Consider the following 14780-nt stretch of genomic DNA (forward strand, 5'->3'; position numbering starts at 1 on the left):
GATGGTCGTTATTTTAATTATTGTTGGTGGATTGTTGACTAGTTTAGCTGGCAGTCTAATATTTTTTAAAAGGCAGCACTACAAACAATTACATACGCTGGAAATGGTGTTAGATCAAGTTATTCAACAAAATTTTTCCAGCCAGTCATTGGCTTATCAAGAAGGCTATGATGCCAAACTGATTTATAAAGCCAAACGAATTGCGGAGATGAATCAAGATTATCGAGAACAAGTTTTAAATGAACAGGAACGAACCAAGGGAACCATTGCTGACATGTCCCATCAATTAAAAACACCTGTGGCTAGCTTAGCCATGTACTTGGAATTGTTGCAAGAAAGTACATTAACCCAACAGCAACAAACAGAATTTTTAGAGCGAATGGTAGTTAACACCGATCGGCTGTGCTGGCTGACAGATGAATTTTTAAATATTGCCCGTTTTGAAACCAATACAATCACTTTGAATCAGCAAATTGTCGGTTTAAAGCAGACATTGCAACAAGCCATTTTGGAAAATTTACCAGCAGCTTCAAAGAAAAAGCTAGCAATCCAACTTCAGATAGAAGCAGATTTTTCAATTCGTTACGATCAAAAATGGCTGACTGAAGCATTTACTAATATAATAGAAAATGCAGTTAAATACGCTTTCGAAGGAACTAATATTCAAATTCAGGTGAATCAGCTGATTGCCTACACCCGAATTCAGATTGAAAATCAAGGACCACCGATTCCGCCAGTAGAATTACCTAAAATTTTCAAAAAATACTATCGTGGAACCAACGGTCAACTTTATGAGGGGGCGGGTATCGGTCTTTACCTGGCAAAGCTGATTGTGGAAAGTCATGGCGGTTATGTCGTTGCCGATTCTCGCAATGAGCAGACAATCATCTCAATTTTCTTACAAAACTGACAGAACTCTTGGTGACATTGTCATTAGGATGTCAGATTGACTTGCTATACTTTTTTGTAAGAGAGGGGGCGTTTGGCATGAACGTTGTTGAAACCAAACATTTAATGAAAATATATGGTGAAGGAGATAATCGTTTATATGCGGTAAATGATGTCAATCTCACAATTAAGCAACGGGAATTTGTCACTATTGTAGGAACATCAGGTTCTGGGAAAAGTAGTTTACTGAACTTAATTGGCGGCTTAGATCGACCAACAAGTGGAGAAATAAAAATCTCTGGTCGTGAATTGACTACTATGAGTGAAGAAGAGTTGACTATTTTTAGACGTCGCAGTGTGGGTTTTGTTTTTCAGTCATTTAACTTAGTACCGATTTTAAATGTATATGAAAATATTGTTTTGCCGGTTCAATTAGATGGCAATCAGGTTGATGAAGGATTTGTGGCTGAAATCATCAATGTACTAGGATTAAAAGGCAAAGAATATCAGCTGCCTTCACAGTTATCAGGAGGACAACAGCAAAGAGTCGCTATTGCTCGAGCATTGGCATCAAAGCCGGCGATTATTTTAGCCGATGAACCTACTGGCAATCTGGATAGCCGCAGTAGTCAGGATGTTTTGGGCTTACTTAAGAAAACCACGAAGAAATTTAATCAAACCTTGATTATGATTACCCATAATGATCAAATTGCTCAGATGGCTGATCGAGTCATTCGCATTGAAGACGGAAAGCTATCTGAAATTGCCATTACAGGTGGTGATTGGTCATGAATAGTCAAAAAGAAATCACCAAAAAACTATGGCGGAAAAGTTTTGTTGCTAACAAACGCCGCAACATTTTCGTTGTGCTAGCGATTGCTTTAACCACGTTACTGATTACCTCGGTTATTTCTTTAGGCTCTAGCTTTGTTGAATCCAATCAACAACAAATGCTTCAATACGTGGGAACAACAGCAGATGCCAGTATCAATAATTTATCGGCTAATCAGTTTAAACAATTAGAATCGGATCAACAAATTATTAGCTATGGACAGCAATCTACCGTTGCGAACGTTGACCCCAACAGTATCAAAAATGACAAAGTCCAACTCATGCTCCATTGGTTTAGTAAAACTGAATGGCAAGATTTGCGCAGACCCACGATTTCAGATTTTGTCGGAAGCTACCCGCAGGCTGAAAATGAAGTTTTAGTACCTAGGTATGCTTTAAAAGCATTAGGTATTACCAAGCCGAAAGTCGGAATGAAGATCCCTGTCAACTTTACCACCGATCAACAGACAACCACTCAAAAATTTATTTTATCAGGATATTATACGGAATACATTAGTCAAAGGGCACCAGAATACAGCTATTTATTAGTCTCTACCAAATTTAAAGACAAGTATCTTGCGAATAGTGAAAACATTTTCACTTCATTTAAGTATCAAAAAGGTACAGATATTTCTCAAGAAAATAAAAAATTGAAAAAAAGTTTACACTTATCTGGCACCCAAGAAATTGCACCTACGCTTAGAGAATCTACCCAAGATACAGGCACCATCCTAATCGGTATCGCTCTTTTTCTCTTAATTATCTTAATTTCCGGCGGACTCTTAATTTACAACGTGCTGTATATTTCAATTGCTAATGACATTCGTTTTTTCGGATTACTAAAAGCAATTGGGACCACGAAAAAGCAGCTACGAAAAATTGTCTTGAAACAGGCTCTTCTGCTGGCAATTATCGGCATTCCAATTGGTTTGCTGGTAGGTACAGGTATTTCTCTTTTGATTATTCCCTTTGTCTTAAAAGCTACTGTATATGCTGATGCAACAGTAGTATCGATCCAACCAATTATCTATCTTGGCGCTAGCTTATTTTCTTTAGGGATGATTTTGTTAAGTGCTATTAAGCCGGCGAACTTTGCAGCTAAAATTTCACCAATTACTGCCATTCATTATACAGAGGGTGTTGGTAGAAAAAAACAAGTACATTCTTTTCACGGTGGGAAACTGTCAACTTTAGCTTGGCGCAATATTTTTCGCGATAAAAAACGCGCGCTGATTGTTATTGCCTCCCTTTTCTTAGGAATTACTTCTTTCGTAGCAGTAAATACAGTGATTAAAAGTATTGATTTTGAGAGTTTTGTTCTCAGTGAATTGATTCATGATGTTTCGATAGAGAATTTTAATACTTATAATGACGAAAACGGTGAACAAAACCAAGCAATTACACAACAAATCAATCATTTGTTAACCGAAAAAATGGATTTTAAAAAATTATCGGTGACTTATCGGGTGTTTATTGACATTCCATACGAAAAAAACCAATATGCTGATTACCTTACTTCCTATAATCAAAGTTTTAAATATGGGCAAGTTGATCCAAATGAGATTAAAACAGGACAATTTATTGGTGAAATCCGCAGTCTATCAAACAGTGAAGCTAAAAAATTGGTAGGAAAAAATTTTGATAGTCAGGGATTTGAAAAAGGCGAATTTGCCTTCGTGCAATCAGATAAACCTAAAGATTTTAAACAGCTTTCAACGATTAACTATACCGATGTTCAAACACAGCAAACAGGAGAATTTAAAATCGGTGGATTCATTCCAGTGGATTACCAAGCTATTCAAACGAAAAATGGTGCACCAGTTTTATTTGTTGCCAGAAACTATTTTGAAAAAATCTTTTCAGATGCAGAGTTGGCAAGCTGTCAATTCGATGTGGACCAACAAAATGAAAAAATCGTAGTTGATCAGTTGAACAATATTTTAAGCGGTCAACAAGGCTACGCACTCACCACCAAATCAGAAATGCGCGCACGAGCAGAAAATGAAACGTTAATGCTGAGAGTATTAGGTAACACATTGGCAATCATTCTAATCATGATCGGACTCCTTAATTTTGTAAATATTTTAACCACTAGTATTTTGTCCCGCAAACAAGAATTAGCTGCGATGGAAAGTATCGGTATGACCCGCCGACAAGTGATTAAGATGTTGACTTTAGAAGGGAGTTACTACAGTATAATTATTACTATCTTAGTCGCGACTTTGGGACTAGCGATTACTTATGGTATTTTCAGAGGGGTTAAACAAATCGCCTCCTATGCGACTTTTACTTTACCTATTAGACAAATTCTTATTTCATTAATATTTGTTTTTATGCTAGGTATATGTGTGCCACGTCTTGTCATGAGAGAAGTCGGAAAAGGTGCGTTAGCAGATCGGATTAAAGAATAAAAAAATAGAAGATAGTCTGAAAGCCACCTCATTGTTGAAAGTGAGGTGTTTTTTTGTTGTGGTGGCTATTTATTAAACGAAAAATCGATAAAAGGTTGTTACAAAAAAACGACCGAGTCGGCTCGATCGTTTCTTACTATTCAATAATCAAGACGCCATCTTTAATGCTTAATGGATTCTTTTCGTTAATGTGGTCATAGAACATTACGCCATTCAAATGATCAATTTCATGCTGTACCACGATAGCTTGATAATTTTTTAAGCGAATTTTATGTTTTTCCCCTTGTTCGTCAAAATAAGTTAGGGTAATTCTGGCTGGACGTACCACATATCCGGGTACTTCACGGTCAACAGATAGACAGCCTTCGCCTTCACCTAGAGCTGCTTCTTGGACAGAATGGCTCAAGATTTTTGGATTATACATGACAACACTGAGTTCGTCCTCTGGTTTTTCGGGGTCGATGCTGGGTACATGGACAGCAATGATTCTTTTAGAAATATCTAGCTGTGGTGCGGCTAAACCAACGCCACTCCGTAAATGCATTTCTTTAGATTTTTCTGGATCTTGGCTATTTTTTAGAAATTGGATCATTTCCGCTCCTAGTTTTATTTCTTCTTCACTAGGTGGAAGTGGAATTTCTTTGGCTACCGCTCTTAAAGTAGGATGGCCTTCTCTAATAATATCATCCATTGTAATCATGGATCTGACTCCTCTCGAATGTTTTTCACCAATCTAGTTTAGCACAAAACTGAATCGGCGCCAAAAACTTCTTTTTATAGGGGAAAAATGTTGATTCCATTGGGCACTAGCTTGCATTTTCATATTAAATCAAGTAAAGTATTAGAGTGTGCGAAAGCACCGCTGCCTATCACTTGGTTGGACGATTCACCAACGTTTTACTCAGTCATAGGAAAAAATCAGAAAGAGGTGAAAAACATGGCATTTTCAAAAGAACGCAAAAACGAAATCATCAGTGAATATGCACGCCATGAAGGAGACACTGGTTCTCCAGAAGTACAAATCGCTGTATTGACGGCAGAAATTAATCATTTGAATGAACACGCACGTGTCCACAAGAAAGACCACCATTCTTACCGTGGTTTGATGAAAAAAGTTGGTCATCGTCGTAACTTGTTAGCTTACTTACGTAAAACTGACGTTCAACGTTACCGCGAATTAATCCAACGCTTAGGACTACGTCGTTAATTTTAAGCCAATTAGGAGTGGAAGCAATAATTTTTATTGTTTCGCTCCTATTTCATTATTAAAGTATTAATTTTTCAAAGAAAAATTAATCTGATTTTCAAACGGATACCATTCTACTAAGGCGGAGAAACGCCAAGAAGAACTGGCACCTATTTCATTATAATGAAGCCAATTTTAAAAAGACCATTTTTCTTCTATTGTAGAAGAATCAAAATATAAATATCCTTTCACTGATGATCGAACTTCTACTAACCAAATGAAAGTCGCGAAGCTTTCGCCGTTTCCATTTGTTTAGTAGATCCCATGAGTGCAGAAGGAAAAAAGGAGAAATACATGTCATCAGAAAAACAAGTTTTTAAAACAACTTGGGGCGGACGTCCCTTGGAAGTTGAAGTTGGCCAACTAGCAAAACAAGCCAACGGTGCTGTCTTAGTACGTTATGGCGATACAGTCGTTTTGAGTGCCGCAGTTGCCTCAAAAGAAGCGAAGAACTTCGACTTTTTCCCATTAACGATTAACTATGAAGAAAAAATGTATGCAGTTGGTAAAATTCCTGGTGGATTTATCAAACGTGAAGGTCGTCCAAGTACCGATGCGACATTAACTGCGCGTTTAATTGACCGTCCGATTCGCCCAATGTTCGCAGAAGGATTCCGTAATGAAGTCCAAGTAACCAATATCGTAATGAGTGTGGAGCAAGATAATTCTCCAGCTATGGCAGCGATGTTTGGTTCATCTTTAGCTTTAGCAATTTCTGACATTCCTTTTGAAGGTCCGATTGCTGGTGTTGAAGTAGGTCGTGTCGATGGTGAGTATGTCTTGAATCCAACAACGGATCAAGCGGCTGCATCTGATATTGATTTAACCGTAGCTGGTACTAAAAAAGCCATCAACATGGTGGAATCTGGTGCTAAAGAAGCTTCAGAAGAAGATATGCTGGGCGCATTATTATTTGGTTTTGAAGCGATTAAAGAAATGGTTGCTTTCCAAAGCGAAATCGTGGCTGCTGTTGGTCAAGAAAAAATGGAAATTGATTTATTACAAGTCAATCCTGAATTGAAAAAAGAAATCTTCGACGAATATTACCAAACAATGAAAACGGCTGTATTAACAGAAGAAAAATTAGCTCGTGAAGATGAAATTCATAAAGTCAAAGAAACAGTTATCGAAGTTTATGCAGAAAAATTTGCAGAAGCTGAAGATGCAGAATCATTGGCAAAAGAAGTGAAACAAATTGCTGAAGACCTTGAAAAAGATGTTGTGCGTGAATTAATCACCATCGACAAAATTCGTCCTGATGGTCGTAAACTAGATGAAATTCGTGCTTTGGATGCAGAAGTTGGTTTATTACCACGGGTTCATGGTTCTGGTTTATTTACCCGCGGACAAACTCAAGCATTATCAGCTGCTACTTTAGCACCATTAGGTGAGCATCAAATTATTGATGGCTTAGGTGTGGAAGATAGTAAACGATTCATCCATCATTATAATTTCCCACAATTTTCAGTGGGTTCAACTGGTCGAGCTGGCTCTCCTGGTCGTCGTGAAATTGGTCACGGTGCTTTAGGTGAACGTGCGTTGGCACAAGTAATTCCAAGTGAAGAGGATTTCCCTTATACTATTCGTTTAGTGGCGGAAGTTTTAGAATCAAATGGTTCTTCTTCGCAAGCAAGTATTTCAGCTGGGACTTTGGCTTTAATGGATGCTGGTGTGCCGATTAAAGCACCAGTTGCCGGAATTGCGATGGGACTTGTTTCTGATGGTGAAAACTATACAATCTTGACTGATATTCAAGGTTTAGAAGATCACTTAGGCGACATGGACTTTAAAGTTGCTGGAACAAAAGACGGAATTACAGCCTTACAAATGGATATTAAAATCCAAGGAATCACGGAACAAATCTTAAAAGAAGCTTTGGACCAAGCGAAAAAAGCTCGTTTTGAAATTTTAGAAGTGTTAACTGAAACAATTGCTGAACCTCGTAAAGAGTTAAGCCCATACGCACCGAAGATTGAAATGATCAAAATTGATCCAGCCAAAATCAAAGATGTTATCGGTAAAGGTGGCGACACAATTAACGGCATCATTGAAGAAACTGGCGTGAAAATTGATATCGATCAAGAAGGTAATGTAAGTATCGCTTCAGCTGATGCTGATATGATTAAAAAAGCCATCAAGATCATTGAAGAATTAACTAAAGAAGTTAAAGTTGGCGAAGTATACTTAGGTAAAGTTGTCCGCATTGAAAAATTTGGTGCCTTCGTGAACTTGATTAAAGGCAAAGATGCTTTGGTTCATATTTCTCAACTGGCAAACGAGCGAGTTGGCAAAGTTGAAGATGTGGTGAAACTTGGCGATGAAGTCTTAGTGAAAGTCACAGAAATCGACCGTCAAGGCCGTGTGAATGCTTCTCGTAAAGTCTTATTAGAAAAAGACGAAGAGAAGAAAGAAGAAAAATAAGAATATTCTCTCATATCGCTTAATTTTCTTTGACAAATGGCAAAATTACGGTGATAATACATTGTGTTTTAGGGGAGTAGCGACATAGTTTTGACTATGCTTTTAGATCAACAACATCAAGTGTGATTACCACACTGGTCTAGAGGAGCAATTTGCAAGACCTAAACAAGCAGCCTGCTGTTTGTTTAGGTCTTTTTTTATAATCGAGGAGGAAGATTATTTTGGAGAAAACAAATCATAGCCAGAAGAAAAAGCTTTCCGTTGCGGGACTTTTGATTGCGATGGGTGTGGTATACGGTGATATTGGAACGAGCCCACTCTATGTAATGAAAGCAATTTTAAATGAACAGGGCGGCCTTGGTAGTGTCACCAATGACTTCGTAATTGGTGTTGTTTCACTAGTCTTTTGGACGGTCATGTTATTAACGACTGTAAAATACGTGATTATTGCTTTGAATGCAGATAACCATGGTGAAGGTGGGATCTTCTCTCTGTATGCTTTGGTTAGAAAAGGCGGAAAATATTTAATTGTACCTGCTATGATTGGTGGCGCCGCTTTGTTGGCCGATGGGGTCTTAACACCAGCAGTAACAGTCACGACAGCGATTGAAGGTTTGCGGGGAATTCCAGAATTTTCGGCGCACTTCGGGATGGATCAAAATATTATTGTCGTGATTACTTTGATGATTTTATTGGTCTTATTCTTTATTCAACGTTTTGGAACTGAATTGGTAGGTCGTGCTTTTGGACCGATTATGTTGTTATGGTTCACTTTTTTAGGCGTGATGGGCTTGATGAATATTCCGTATGATTTTTCCGTGGTTAAAGCCATCAATCCTTATTATGCTCTTCATTTATTGTTTAGCCCGGATAACAAAGCCGGCATCTTTATTTTAGGTAGTATTTTTCTAGCAACTACTGGTGCGGAAGCTCTGTATTCAGATATGGGACATGTAGGCAAGAAAAATATTCGTTTTAGTTGGCCATACGTGATGGCGTGTTTGACTTTAAATTATGCTGGTCAAGCGGCTTGGATGATTCATTCAAAAGGAAATGTGAATCTTCATCAAGTAGAAGAATTAAATCCATTTTTCCAAATTCTACCAGATGGCTGGATTATTTTCGGGGTTATTTTTGCGACGATTGCGGCAATTATCGCCTCTCAGGCCTTGATTTCTGGATCTTTTACCTTAGTCTCTGAAGCGATTAAATTAAAATTATTACCTCGTTTAAAAATTATGTATCCCGGCTCGTCGATCGGACAGATGTATATTCCAGCGATTAATTTGATTTTATGGTTGGCTTGTTCGTTGATTGTAGTGACCTTTAGAACTTCTAGTCACATGGAAGCGGCATATGGTCTATCGATTACAGTAACAATGTTAATGACAACTTTCTTGTTGTATCATTATATGCGGCAAAAAAATGTTTCTCGTTTATTGTCTTATTTAATGATTGTTTTCTTTGGTACTCTGGAAGGCTTTTTCTTTATTTCTAGTATTACTAAGTTTTTCCACGGTGGTTTTGTTGCTGTTGGTATGGCAGGTATAATTTTAATGGTAATGTATATCTGGCATCGTAGTAATCAAATTCAAGAAAACAATGCCGAAGAGGTTTCGTTAAAAGATTACTTACCGCAATTACAAGAATTGAAAGATGATAAACGTATTCCATATTACCAAACCAATGTCGTTTTCATGGTACCAAAATTAGAAAATGATCAGATTGGCAATCAATTTATTTATTCGATTTTAGATAAGCGTTTGAAGCGGGCAAAAGTTTACTGGTTTGTTAATGTGGAAGTAACCGATGAACCTTATACTAGAGAATATAGTATTGATATGATGGGTACAGATTTTATTGTCCAAGTGAAATTGTATCTAGGCTTTAGAATCTCTCAAGATGTGAATGTTTACTTGCGACAAATTATCCACGATTTAATGAGACAAGGGCGCTTAGATAAACAACCACAACATTATTCCTTGACACCAGGACGCCAAGTGGGGGATTTCCGATTTGTCTTGATTCAAGAAGAATTATCGACGGTAACCAATATTCCAAAATGGGATCGACAAATTATGCAGGCTCGTTTAGCAATTAAACGTTATGCCGTTTCACCAGAACGTTGGTTTGGAATTGAATATAGTGATGTTACTTACGAAACAGTACCGTTGGTTTTAGGTCAAGCGCGCAAAACTTGGTTGAAAGAACGGACATAAAAAAGATGCACAGTCTCTCTGATTATTCTTCAGAAAGACTGTGCATTATTTGTTTTTTAGCTTGTTCTTGGTTTTGTTCCTGATCTAATTTTTTTAAATGACGCATGGCTTTAAAATAAGAAGCTAGTAAAACAGCTACTGAACCCATCCAAGCTAGTGGCGGTGCAAAAGCGGCACCAGTATAACCAAATAATGGCGTTAAAATTAGAGCAGCAAAAGAGCGCATTACCAACTCCATAATTCCAGCAATTGTCGGCACTTTTGCTTGTCCCAAGCCTTGTAAGGTATAACGTAAAACAAAGAGAATCGCCAGAATCCAATAAAGAGAACCACTAATATTAAAATAGATTTGGGCCAATTGGAAAACCTTGACTTCACTACGGGCGACAAATAGATTAACTAAATGATCTCCAAAGAAAATCACGCCTAAACCAGCAAAAATACTAAAGCCGATGGTCATTATTAAACATTGTTTCACGCCTAATAAAATACGACCATATTTTTTTGCGCCAAAGTTTTGTGCAGTAAAAGTTGCCATTGTAATTCCAAAAGACATCATTGGTAAAATCGCAAACTGGTCAATTCGACTAGCTGTAGCTTGAGCCGCTACGACATTCGTACCTAAACTATTTAAAGCTGATTGTAATATCACTGCTCCGATAGCAATAATTGATGATTGAAAACCCATCGGTAAAGCAGAATTTAAATGGATTCGAATTTCTTCTTTATCCCAAGTAAAATGTTTGCGACTAATTTGTAACAAGGGGATTTTTCTTTTGATGTAAACCACACACATTAAACTTGCAAAAACTTGGGCAATCACAGTGGCAAAACCTGCACCGGCTACGCCCATATGAAAATGAATAATAAAGATTAAATCCAATACAACATTCACCACTACCGCAATTGCTAAGAAAAATAGTGGGGTGCGGCTGTCGCCTAAGGCACGAATCATATTAGACAGTAAGTTAAAAGCCATCGCCGCAAAAATTCCGGCTAAAATAATAGAAATAAATTGTTGCGCCTGGTCAATAATTTCTACCGGCGTCTGCATAAGCAATAATAAGGGCCGTAAAAAGATTAAACTCAACGTGGTTAAAACTACGGTAACGATCAGACTAATAATCACCGATGTAGCAAAACTTTTTCGAACAGCTAACGGATCTTTTGCCCCAAAACGCTGGGCTGTAATAATCGAAAGCCCTGCCGTTAAGCCTTGAGCAAAACCAATAATCAAAAAGTTTACCGATCCGGTAGCACCAACTGCAGCCAATGCATCTTTGCCTAATGTTTGTCCGACAATTATCATATCCACCATACTATAGAACTGTTGGAAAATATTTCCTACCAGCAAAGGTAAAGCAAAAAATAAGATTAATTTGGCAGGATTGCCATGGGTAAGATCTTTCATTATCTACTCCTTTTTGAGTGAAATCATTTTTGGTTCTACTGATATTACCACAGACTTTTCTGAATGCAAGGGTTATGAAAAAGTTTTTGAAAATTAATTGACATTAACACAGTGTCAACGTTTACAATAGAATAAACAAAGGGGGAAGCGTAATGTTTAAGATTAAACAATTTTCAAAACTGTCAGGAACCAGTAGTCGTATGTTACGTCATTATGAGAAAATGGATTTATTGAAACCCGCTAAAATTGATCCTGATAATAACTATCGTTATTATCAGGCAGAACAATTAACCACCGTCAATAAAATCAAGAAGCTCCAGTCATTTGGTTTTTCGCTGACTTTAATCAAGGAAATTTTAAACCAAGAAAATCCGGTTGATCTTGAGAAATATTTATACACCCGACAGCAAGAGTTGGCAGAGGAATTAGCAGTCATTACCCAGCAAAAAGATAGTTTGGCTCAAATTCAAGCAGAGTTGGATGACCGTCAAAACTTACTAGATTACCATGTGGTCTTAAAAGAATTACCCTCTCGTAAAGTCATGAGTATTCGAAAAGTTATTGCAGATGCCAGCGGTGAAGGCGAGTTATGGCAAACACTTGATGCTGTCGTTCAAGCTCAAAAGATTCAATTTAGTTCGCCACCGTTAGGAGTCAGTATCTATCACGACGAAGAATACCAAGATCAACAGATTGATTTAGAATTGCAAAGTACGGTTGTTGGTGACTATTCAGATATGGAGGAAGTCAAATTTTTTGTAGCTCCAGCCATACAAACAGCTTCGGTAACATTTCAAGGATCCTATGAACAAATGCCACAAGTAATGAATGCATTGGCTCGTTGGTTGGAAACCCAGGATTACGAAATGGCTGGACCGATGTTTAATATTAATCATGTCTCCCCTGCGCAAACGCCTGATCCAGAAAAATGGGTGACAGAAGCCTGTCTCGTTTTAAAATAAAGGAGGAAAAACAATGGCAAGAGCACGTACAAAATCAGAATTACTTAGCTTTTCTCAGGAGAATTACGACAAACTATTTACTTTGATTGACAGTCTGACGCCAGCAGAGCAAGTAGGCATTTTCCCATTCGAAGATCGCGATCGTAATATTCGCGATGTCCTAATTCATCTCTATGAATGGCACCAATTATTGTTGACTTTCATTGCTGAGAATCAAAAGAGCGAGCAGGTGGTTCCCTTTTTACCCGCTCCTTATAATTGGAAAAATTATGGTGAAATGAATCTGGTCTTTTTGGAAAAACACCAAACGACTGAACTGGCGGATGCCAAGAAAATGCTGTCGAAGAGTCACCAAGCGTTGATGGACTTGGTAGCGAATTTTTCTGAAGAAGAACTATTCACCAAAAAATATTTTTCTTGGACCGGTAGCACTTCGTTAGGTAGTTATTGCGCGTCTTCCATGAGTAGTCATTATGAATGGGCTTTGAAGAAAATTCGCCAGTATAAAAAAACTTTAGCTAAGTAATAGATAAAGCCAATGAAATCTGTTCAATAAGATTTCATTGGCTTTTGTTTATTTTGGTTCTTTGATACTCTCAGGATCGATGCCTAAAGCCGCAGCCATGTCTTTATTAACATAGAACGCTAAATCTTTAGCAGACTCTACTGGCATATCTTCAGGATTCGCTTCACCATCTAAGATTTTTGCAGCCATTTCACCTGTTTGGTAGCCTAATGAAACATAATCTACGCCTAAAGTTACTAAGCCGCCTTCTTTAACTTGGTCAACGGAACCGGCAACTAACGGAATTTTTTTCTCTTTAACAACTTCGCCAACTACGGCAGCCGCACTGGCAAAAGTACTGTCAGTTGGGATGTAAATACCATCAGCATCATTGGCTACAGATTCTGTTGCTTGTTGGACATCGTTGGTATTTGATGCAGTCTTGATAGTAGTTTCGATACCCAATTCTTTTAAATATTCGGTTGCGACATCAATTTGCACTTGTGAGTTCACTTCACCGGAATTGTATAATAAGCCAATCTTCTTAGCATCAGGAACGACTGATAGCAATAGATCGATTTGTTTTTTGATGGGTGATAAATTAGTAGTTCCAGAAATGTTGGTACCAGGTTTGTCGTAACTTTTCACTAATTTTGCGGTTTTTAAATCTGTTACAGCAGTAACTAAAGTCGGAATATCTTGTGTTGCTGTGGCTAAACCTTGACCAGCTGGTGTGCCGATACCTAATAATAAATCAGGCTGGTCGGAAACTAATTTTTCGCTCATACTTTGTAAGTTTCCTTGATTACTTTGAGCATTTTGATATTCGATTTCTAGATTTTCACCTTCTGTATAGCCGTTTTCAGCTAATCCTTGGATGAAGCCTTCCCGTGATTCATCAAAAGAACCGTGCTCAACAGTTTGTAAAATACCGATTTTTTTAACTTCGCTTTTTTCATCGGCTTCACCTTGACCACAAGCTCCTAATACTAATAAACTTAACAATCCTAACCCCATTAACATTTTCTTCTTCATATACTTCTCTTCCTCTCCATAAAAAAATCACCCACTTAGAAAAACTAAATGGGTGATGAATCGACGAGAATAGATCGTACATGTTCAGCCATTTAGAATTTCTTCTACGTGGCTGGTGGTACGTTAAAATCCTTTAGCCATCATAGATAGATACAAAACTTCGGTAGTCTGCATCCATCTTGATGAATACAAACCTATCTAAAAAAGCTAAAGAAAAAGCGGTTATTCAGTTGTGAGTAGATTCTGTTTGTCATAAGAATGACCTCCAACTTGTAATTGCTCACTAGTATACATGATAAAAAATGAGATGTAAATAAGAAAAATGGAAATATTTTAATTTTAAACACAGAAAAACGACAACAGAATGAAACTTCTGTTGCCGTGGCTAATTGTTTTATCCTCTTTGGCGAATTTCGCTAGGTAATAAAATGGTTTGTCTAGTACCATCATCGTAAGCATATACTTCACTAGGAAATTCAGTTGAATACATAAAAGGTAAGTCGACGCCCATCTCAACACTATCACCATCTTGCGAAAAATGCATCGTGACATGGCCATTATTATTAATTACACCAAAAGAAAGCATATTGTTTAAAGGGATTACGCCTTTGATGTCTAAGTCAATAATATACCAGATACTATCGATTAATTCGCCAGGTAGACTGGATACAACTCCGACTGAGGCATAACGGCTGCGATTAGAATCAAATGTTTCAAACATTTTGTATCCTCCTTTGGATTAAATTTCTTTTCCAGAAATTTAATCAGATTTTTCAATGCGGATACCATTCTGAATGAGACGAACGGGTACCTTTATCTGCAAAAATTACTTATGTAGTGATTAATTTTAT

12 protein-coding genes are annotated in these 14780 nt (G+C 37.5%); 8 read left to right on the forward strand and 4 right to left on the reverse strand.

Annotated elements, in window-relative coordinates; translation table 11 throughout:
• Position 1 precedes the first annotated feature (1 nt).
• The 3 genes from ID741_RS05285 (at position 2) to ID741_RS05295 (ending at position 4130) form a co-directional block, all read left to right on the forward strand.
• Positions 2–910, forward strand: coding sequence for a sensor histidine kinase (locus tag ID741_RS05285; RefSeq protein WP_438719323.1), 909 nt, complete (start codon positions 2–4; stop codon positions 908–910).
• A 77-nt stretch (positions 911–987) separates the two neighbouring features.
• Complete coding sequence (locus ID741_RS05290) at positions 988–1680, forward strand: ABC transporter ATP-binding protein (RefSeq protein WP_438719324.1); 693 nt, start codon at positions 988–990, stop codon at positions 1678–1680.
• Entirely contained in the window at positions 1677–4130 is a 2454-nt protein-coding gene (locus tag ID741_RS05295; RefSeq protein ID WP_438719325.1) for an ABC transporter permease, read from the forward strand. Before ID741_RS05290 ends, ID741_RS05295 begins: the two co-directional genes overlap by 4 nt.
• 136 nt (positions 4131–4266) lie before the next feature.
• Here ID741_RS05295 and def read toward each other — a convergent pair whose 3' ends face one another.
• Positions 4267–4830 (reverse strand): peptide deformylase, encoded by a 564-nt coding sequence (gene def / locus ID741_RS05300; protein ID WP_438719326.1) that lies wholly within the window; start codon positions 4828–4830, stop codon positions 4267–4269.
• Between the two features lie 237 nt (positions 4831–5067).
• Between def and rpsO the strand changes: the two genes are divergently transcribed.
• From rpsO to ID741_RS05315, 3 genes are all read left to right on the forward strand, one after another.
• Positions 5068–5337, forward strand: a complete 270-nt coding sequence (gene rpsO / locus ID741_RS05305) for a 30S ribosomal protein S15 (protein WP_218326566.1) — start codon at positions 5068–5070, stop codon at positions 5335–5337.
• A 333-nt stretch (positions 5338–5670) separates the two neighbouring features.
• Positions 5671–7797: a polyribonucleotide nucleotidyltransferase gene (pnp, locus tag ID741_RS05310; protein ID WP_438719327.1), complete on the forward strand. Its 2127-nt coding sequence runs from the start codon at positions 5671–5673 to the stop codon at positions 7795–7797.
• A gap of 281 nt (positions 7798–8078) precedes the next feature.
• Positions 8079–10016, forward strand: a complete 1938-nt coding sequence (locus ID741_RS05315; protein WP_438720452.1) for a KUP/HAK/KT family potassium transporter — start codon at positions 8079–8081, stop codon at positions 10014–10016.
• A 22-nt stretch (positions 10017–10038) separates the two neighbouring features.
• Here ID741_RS05315 and ID741_RS05320 read toward each other — a convergent pair whose 3' ends face one another.
• A complete protein-coding gene (locus ID741_RS05320; RefSeq protein WP_438719329.1) occupies positions 10039–11427 on the reverse strand; it encodes an MATE family efflux transporter in 1389 nt (462 codons plus the stop codon).
• Between the two features lie 152 nt (positions 11428–11579).
• On the opposite strand from ID741_RS05320, the gene ID741_RS05325 reads away from it, so the two are divergent.
• Both ID741_RS05325 and ID741_RS05330 read left to right on the forward strand, forming a co-directional pair.
• Positions 11580–12389, forward strand: coding sequence for a MerR family transcriptional regulator (locus tag ID741_RS05325; RefSeq protein WP_438719330.1), 810 nt, complete (start codon positions 11580–11582; stop codon positions 12387–12389).
• A 13-nt stretch (positions 12390–12402) separates the two neighbouring features.
• The gene (locus ID741_RS05330) at positions 12403–12915 is read left to right on the forward strand and encodes a ClbS/DfsB family four-helix bundle protein (RefSeq protein WP_438719331.1); all 513 of its coding nucleotides are present in this window, start codon (positions 12403–12405) and stop codon (positions 12913–12915) included.
• 48 nt (positions 12916–12963) lie between these two features.
• On the opposite strand, the gene ID741_RS05335 is transcribed toward ID741_RS05330, so the two are convergent.
• On the reverse strand, positions 12964–13929 hold the full coding sequence (locus ID741_RS05335) for an ABC transporter substrate-binding protein (RefSeq protein WP_218326557.1): 966 nt from the start codon (positions 13927–13929) through the stop codon (positions 12964–12966).
• 394 nt (positions 13930–14323) lie between these two features.
• Positions 14324–14650, reverse strand: a complete 327-nt coding sequence (locus tag ID741_RS05340; RefSeq protein ID WP_438719332.1) for a DUF960 domain-containing protein — start codon at positions 14648–14650, stop codon at positions 14324–14326.
• Positions 14651–14780 lie beyond the last annotated feature (130 nt).

Source organism: Enterococcus sp. AZ103 (assembly GCF_051714685.1).
Classification (GTDB): domain Bacteria; phylum Bacillota; class Bacilli; order Lactobacillales; family Enterococcaceae; genus Enterococcus_A; species Enterococcus_A alishanensis.

What these genes read in the sequence shown, in the direction of transcription:
- ID741_RS05285 (WP_438719323.1), top strand. Translation starts at nt 2, where the DNA reads ATGGTCGTTATTTTAATTATTGTTGGTGGATTGTTGACTAGTTTAGCT.
- ID741_RS05290 (WP_438719324.1), top strand. Translation starts at nt 988, where the DNA reads ATGAACGTTGTTGAAACCAAACATTTAATGAAAATATATGGTGAAGGA.
- ID741_RS05295 (WP_438719325.1), top strand. Translation starts at nt 1,677, where the DNA reads ATGAATAGTCAAAAAGAAATCACCAAAAAACTATGGCGGAAAAGTTTT.
- def (WP_438719326.1), bottom strand. Translation starts at nt 4,830, where the DNA reads ATGATTACAATGGATGATATTATTAGAGAAGGCCATCCTACTTTAAGA.
- rpsO (WP_218326566.1), top strand. Translation starts at nt 5,068, where the DNA reads ATGGCATTTTCAAAAGAACGCAAAAACGAAATCATCAGTGAATATGCA.
- pnp (WP_438719327.1), top strand. Translation starts at nt 5,671, where the DNA reads ATGTCATCAGAAAAACAAGTTTTTAAAACAACTTGGGGCGGACGTCCC.
- ID741_RS05315 (WP_438720452.1), top strand. Translation starts at nt 8,079, where the DNA reads ATGGGTGTGGTATACGGTGATATTGGAACGAGCCCACTCTATGTAATG.
- ID741_RS05320 (WP_438719329.1), bottom strand. Translation starts at nt 11,427, where the DNA reads ATGAAAGATCTTACCCATGGCAATCCTGCCAAATTAATCTTATTTTTT.
- ID741_RS05325 (WP_438719330.1), top strand. Translation starts at nt 11,580, where the DNA reads ATGTTTAAGATTAAACAATTTTCAAAACTGTCAGGAACCAGTAGTCGT.
- ID741_RS05330 (WP_438719331.1), top strand. Translation starts at nt 12,403, where the DNA reads ATGGCAAGAGCACGTACAAAATCAGAATTACTTAGCTTTTCTCAGGAG.
- ID741_RS05335 (WP_218326557.1), bottom strand. Translation starts at nt 13,929, where the DNA reads ATGAAGAAGAAAATGTTAATGGGGTTAGGATTGTTAAGTTTATTAGTA.
- ID741_RS05340 (WP_438719332.1), bottom strand. Translation starts at nt 14,650, where the DNA reads ATGTTTGAAACATTTGATTCTAATCGCAGCCGTTATGCCTCAGTCGGA.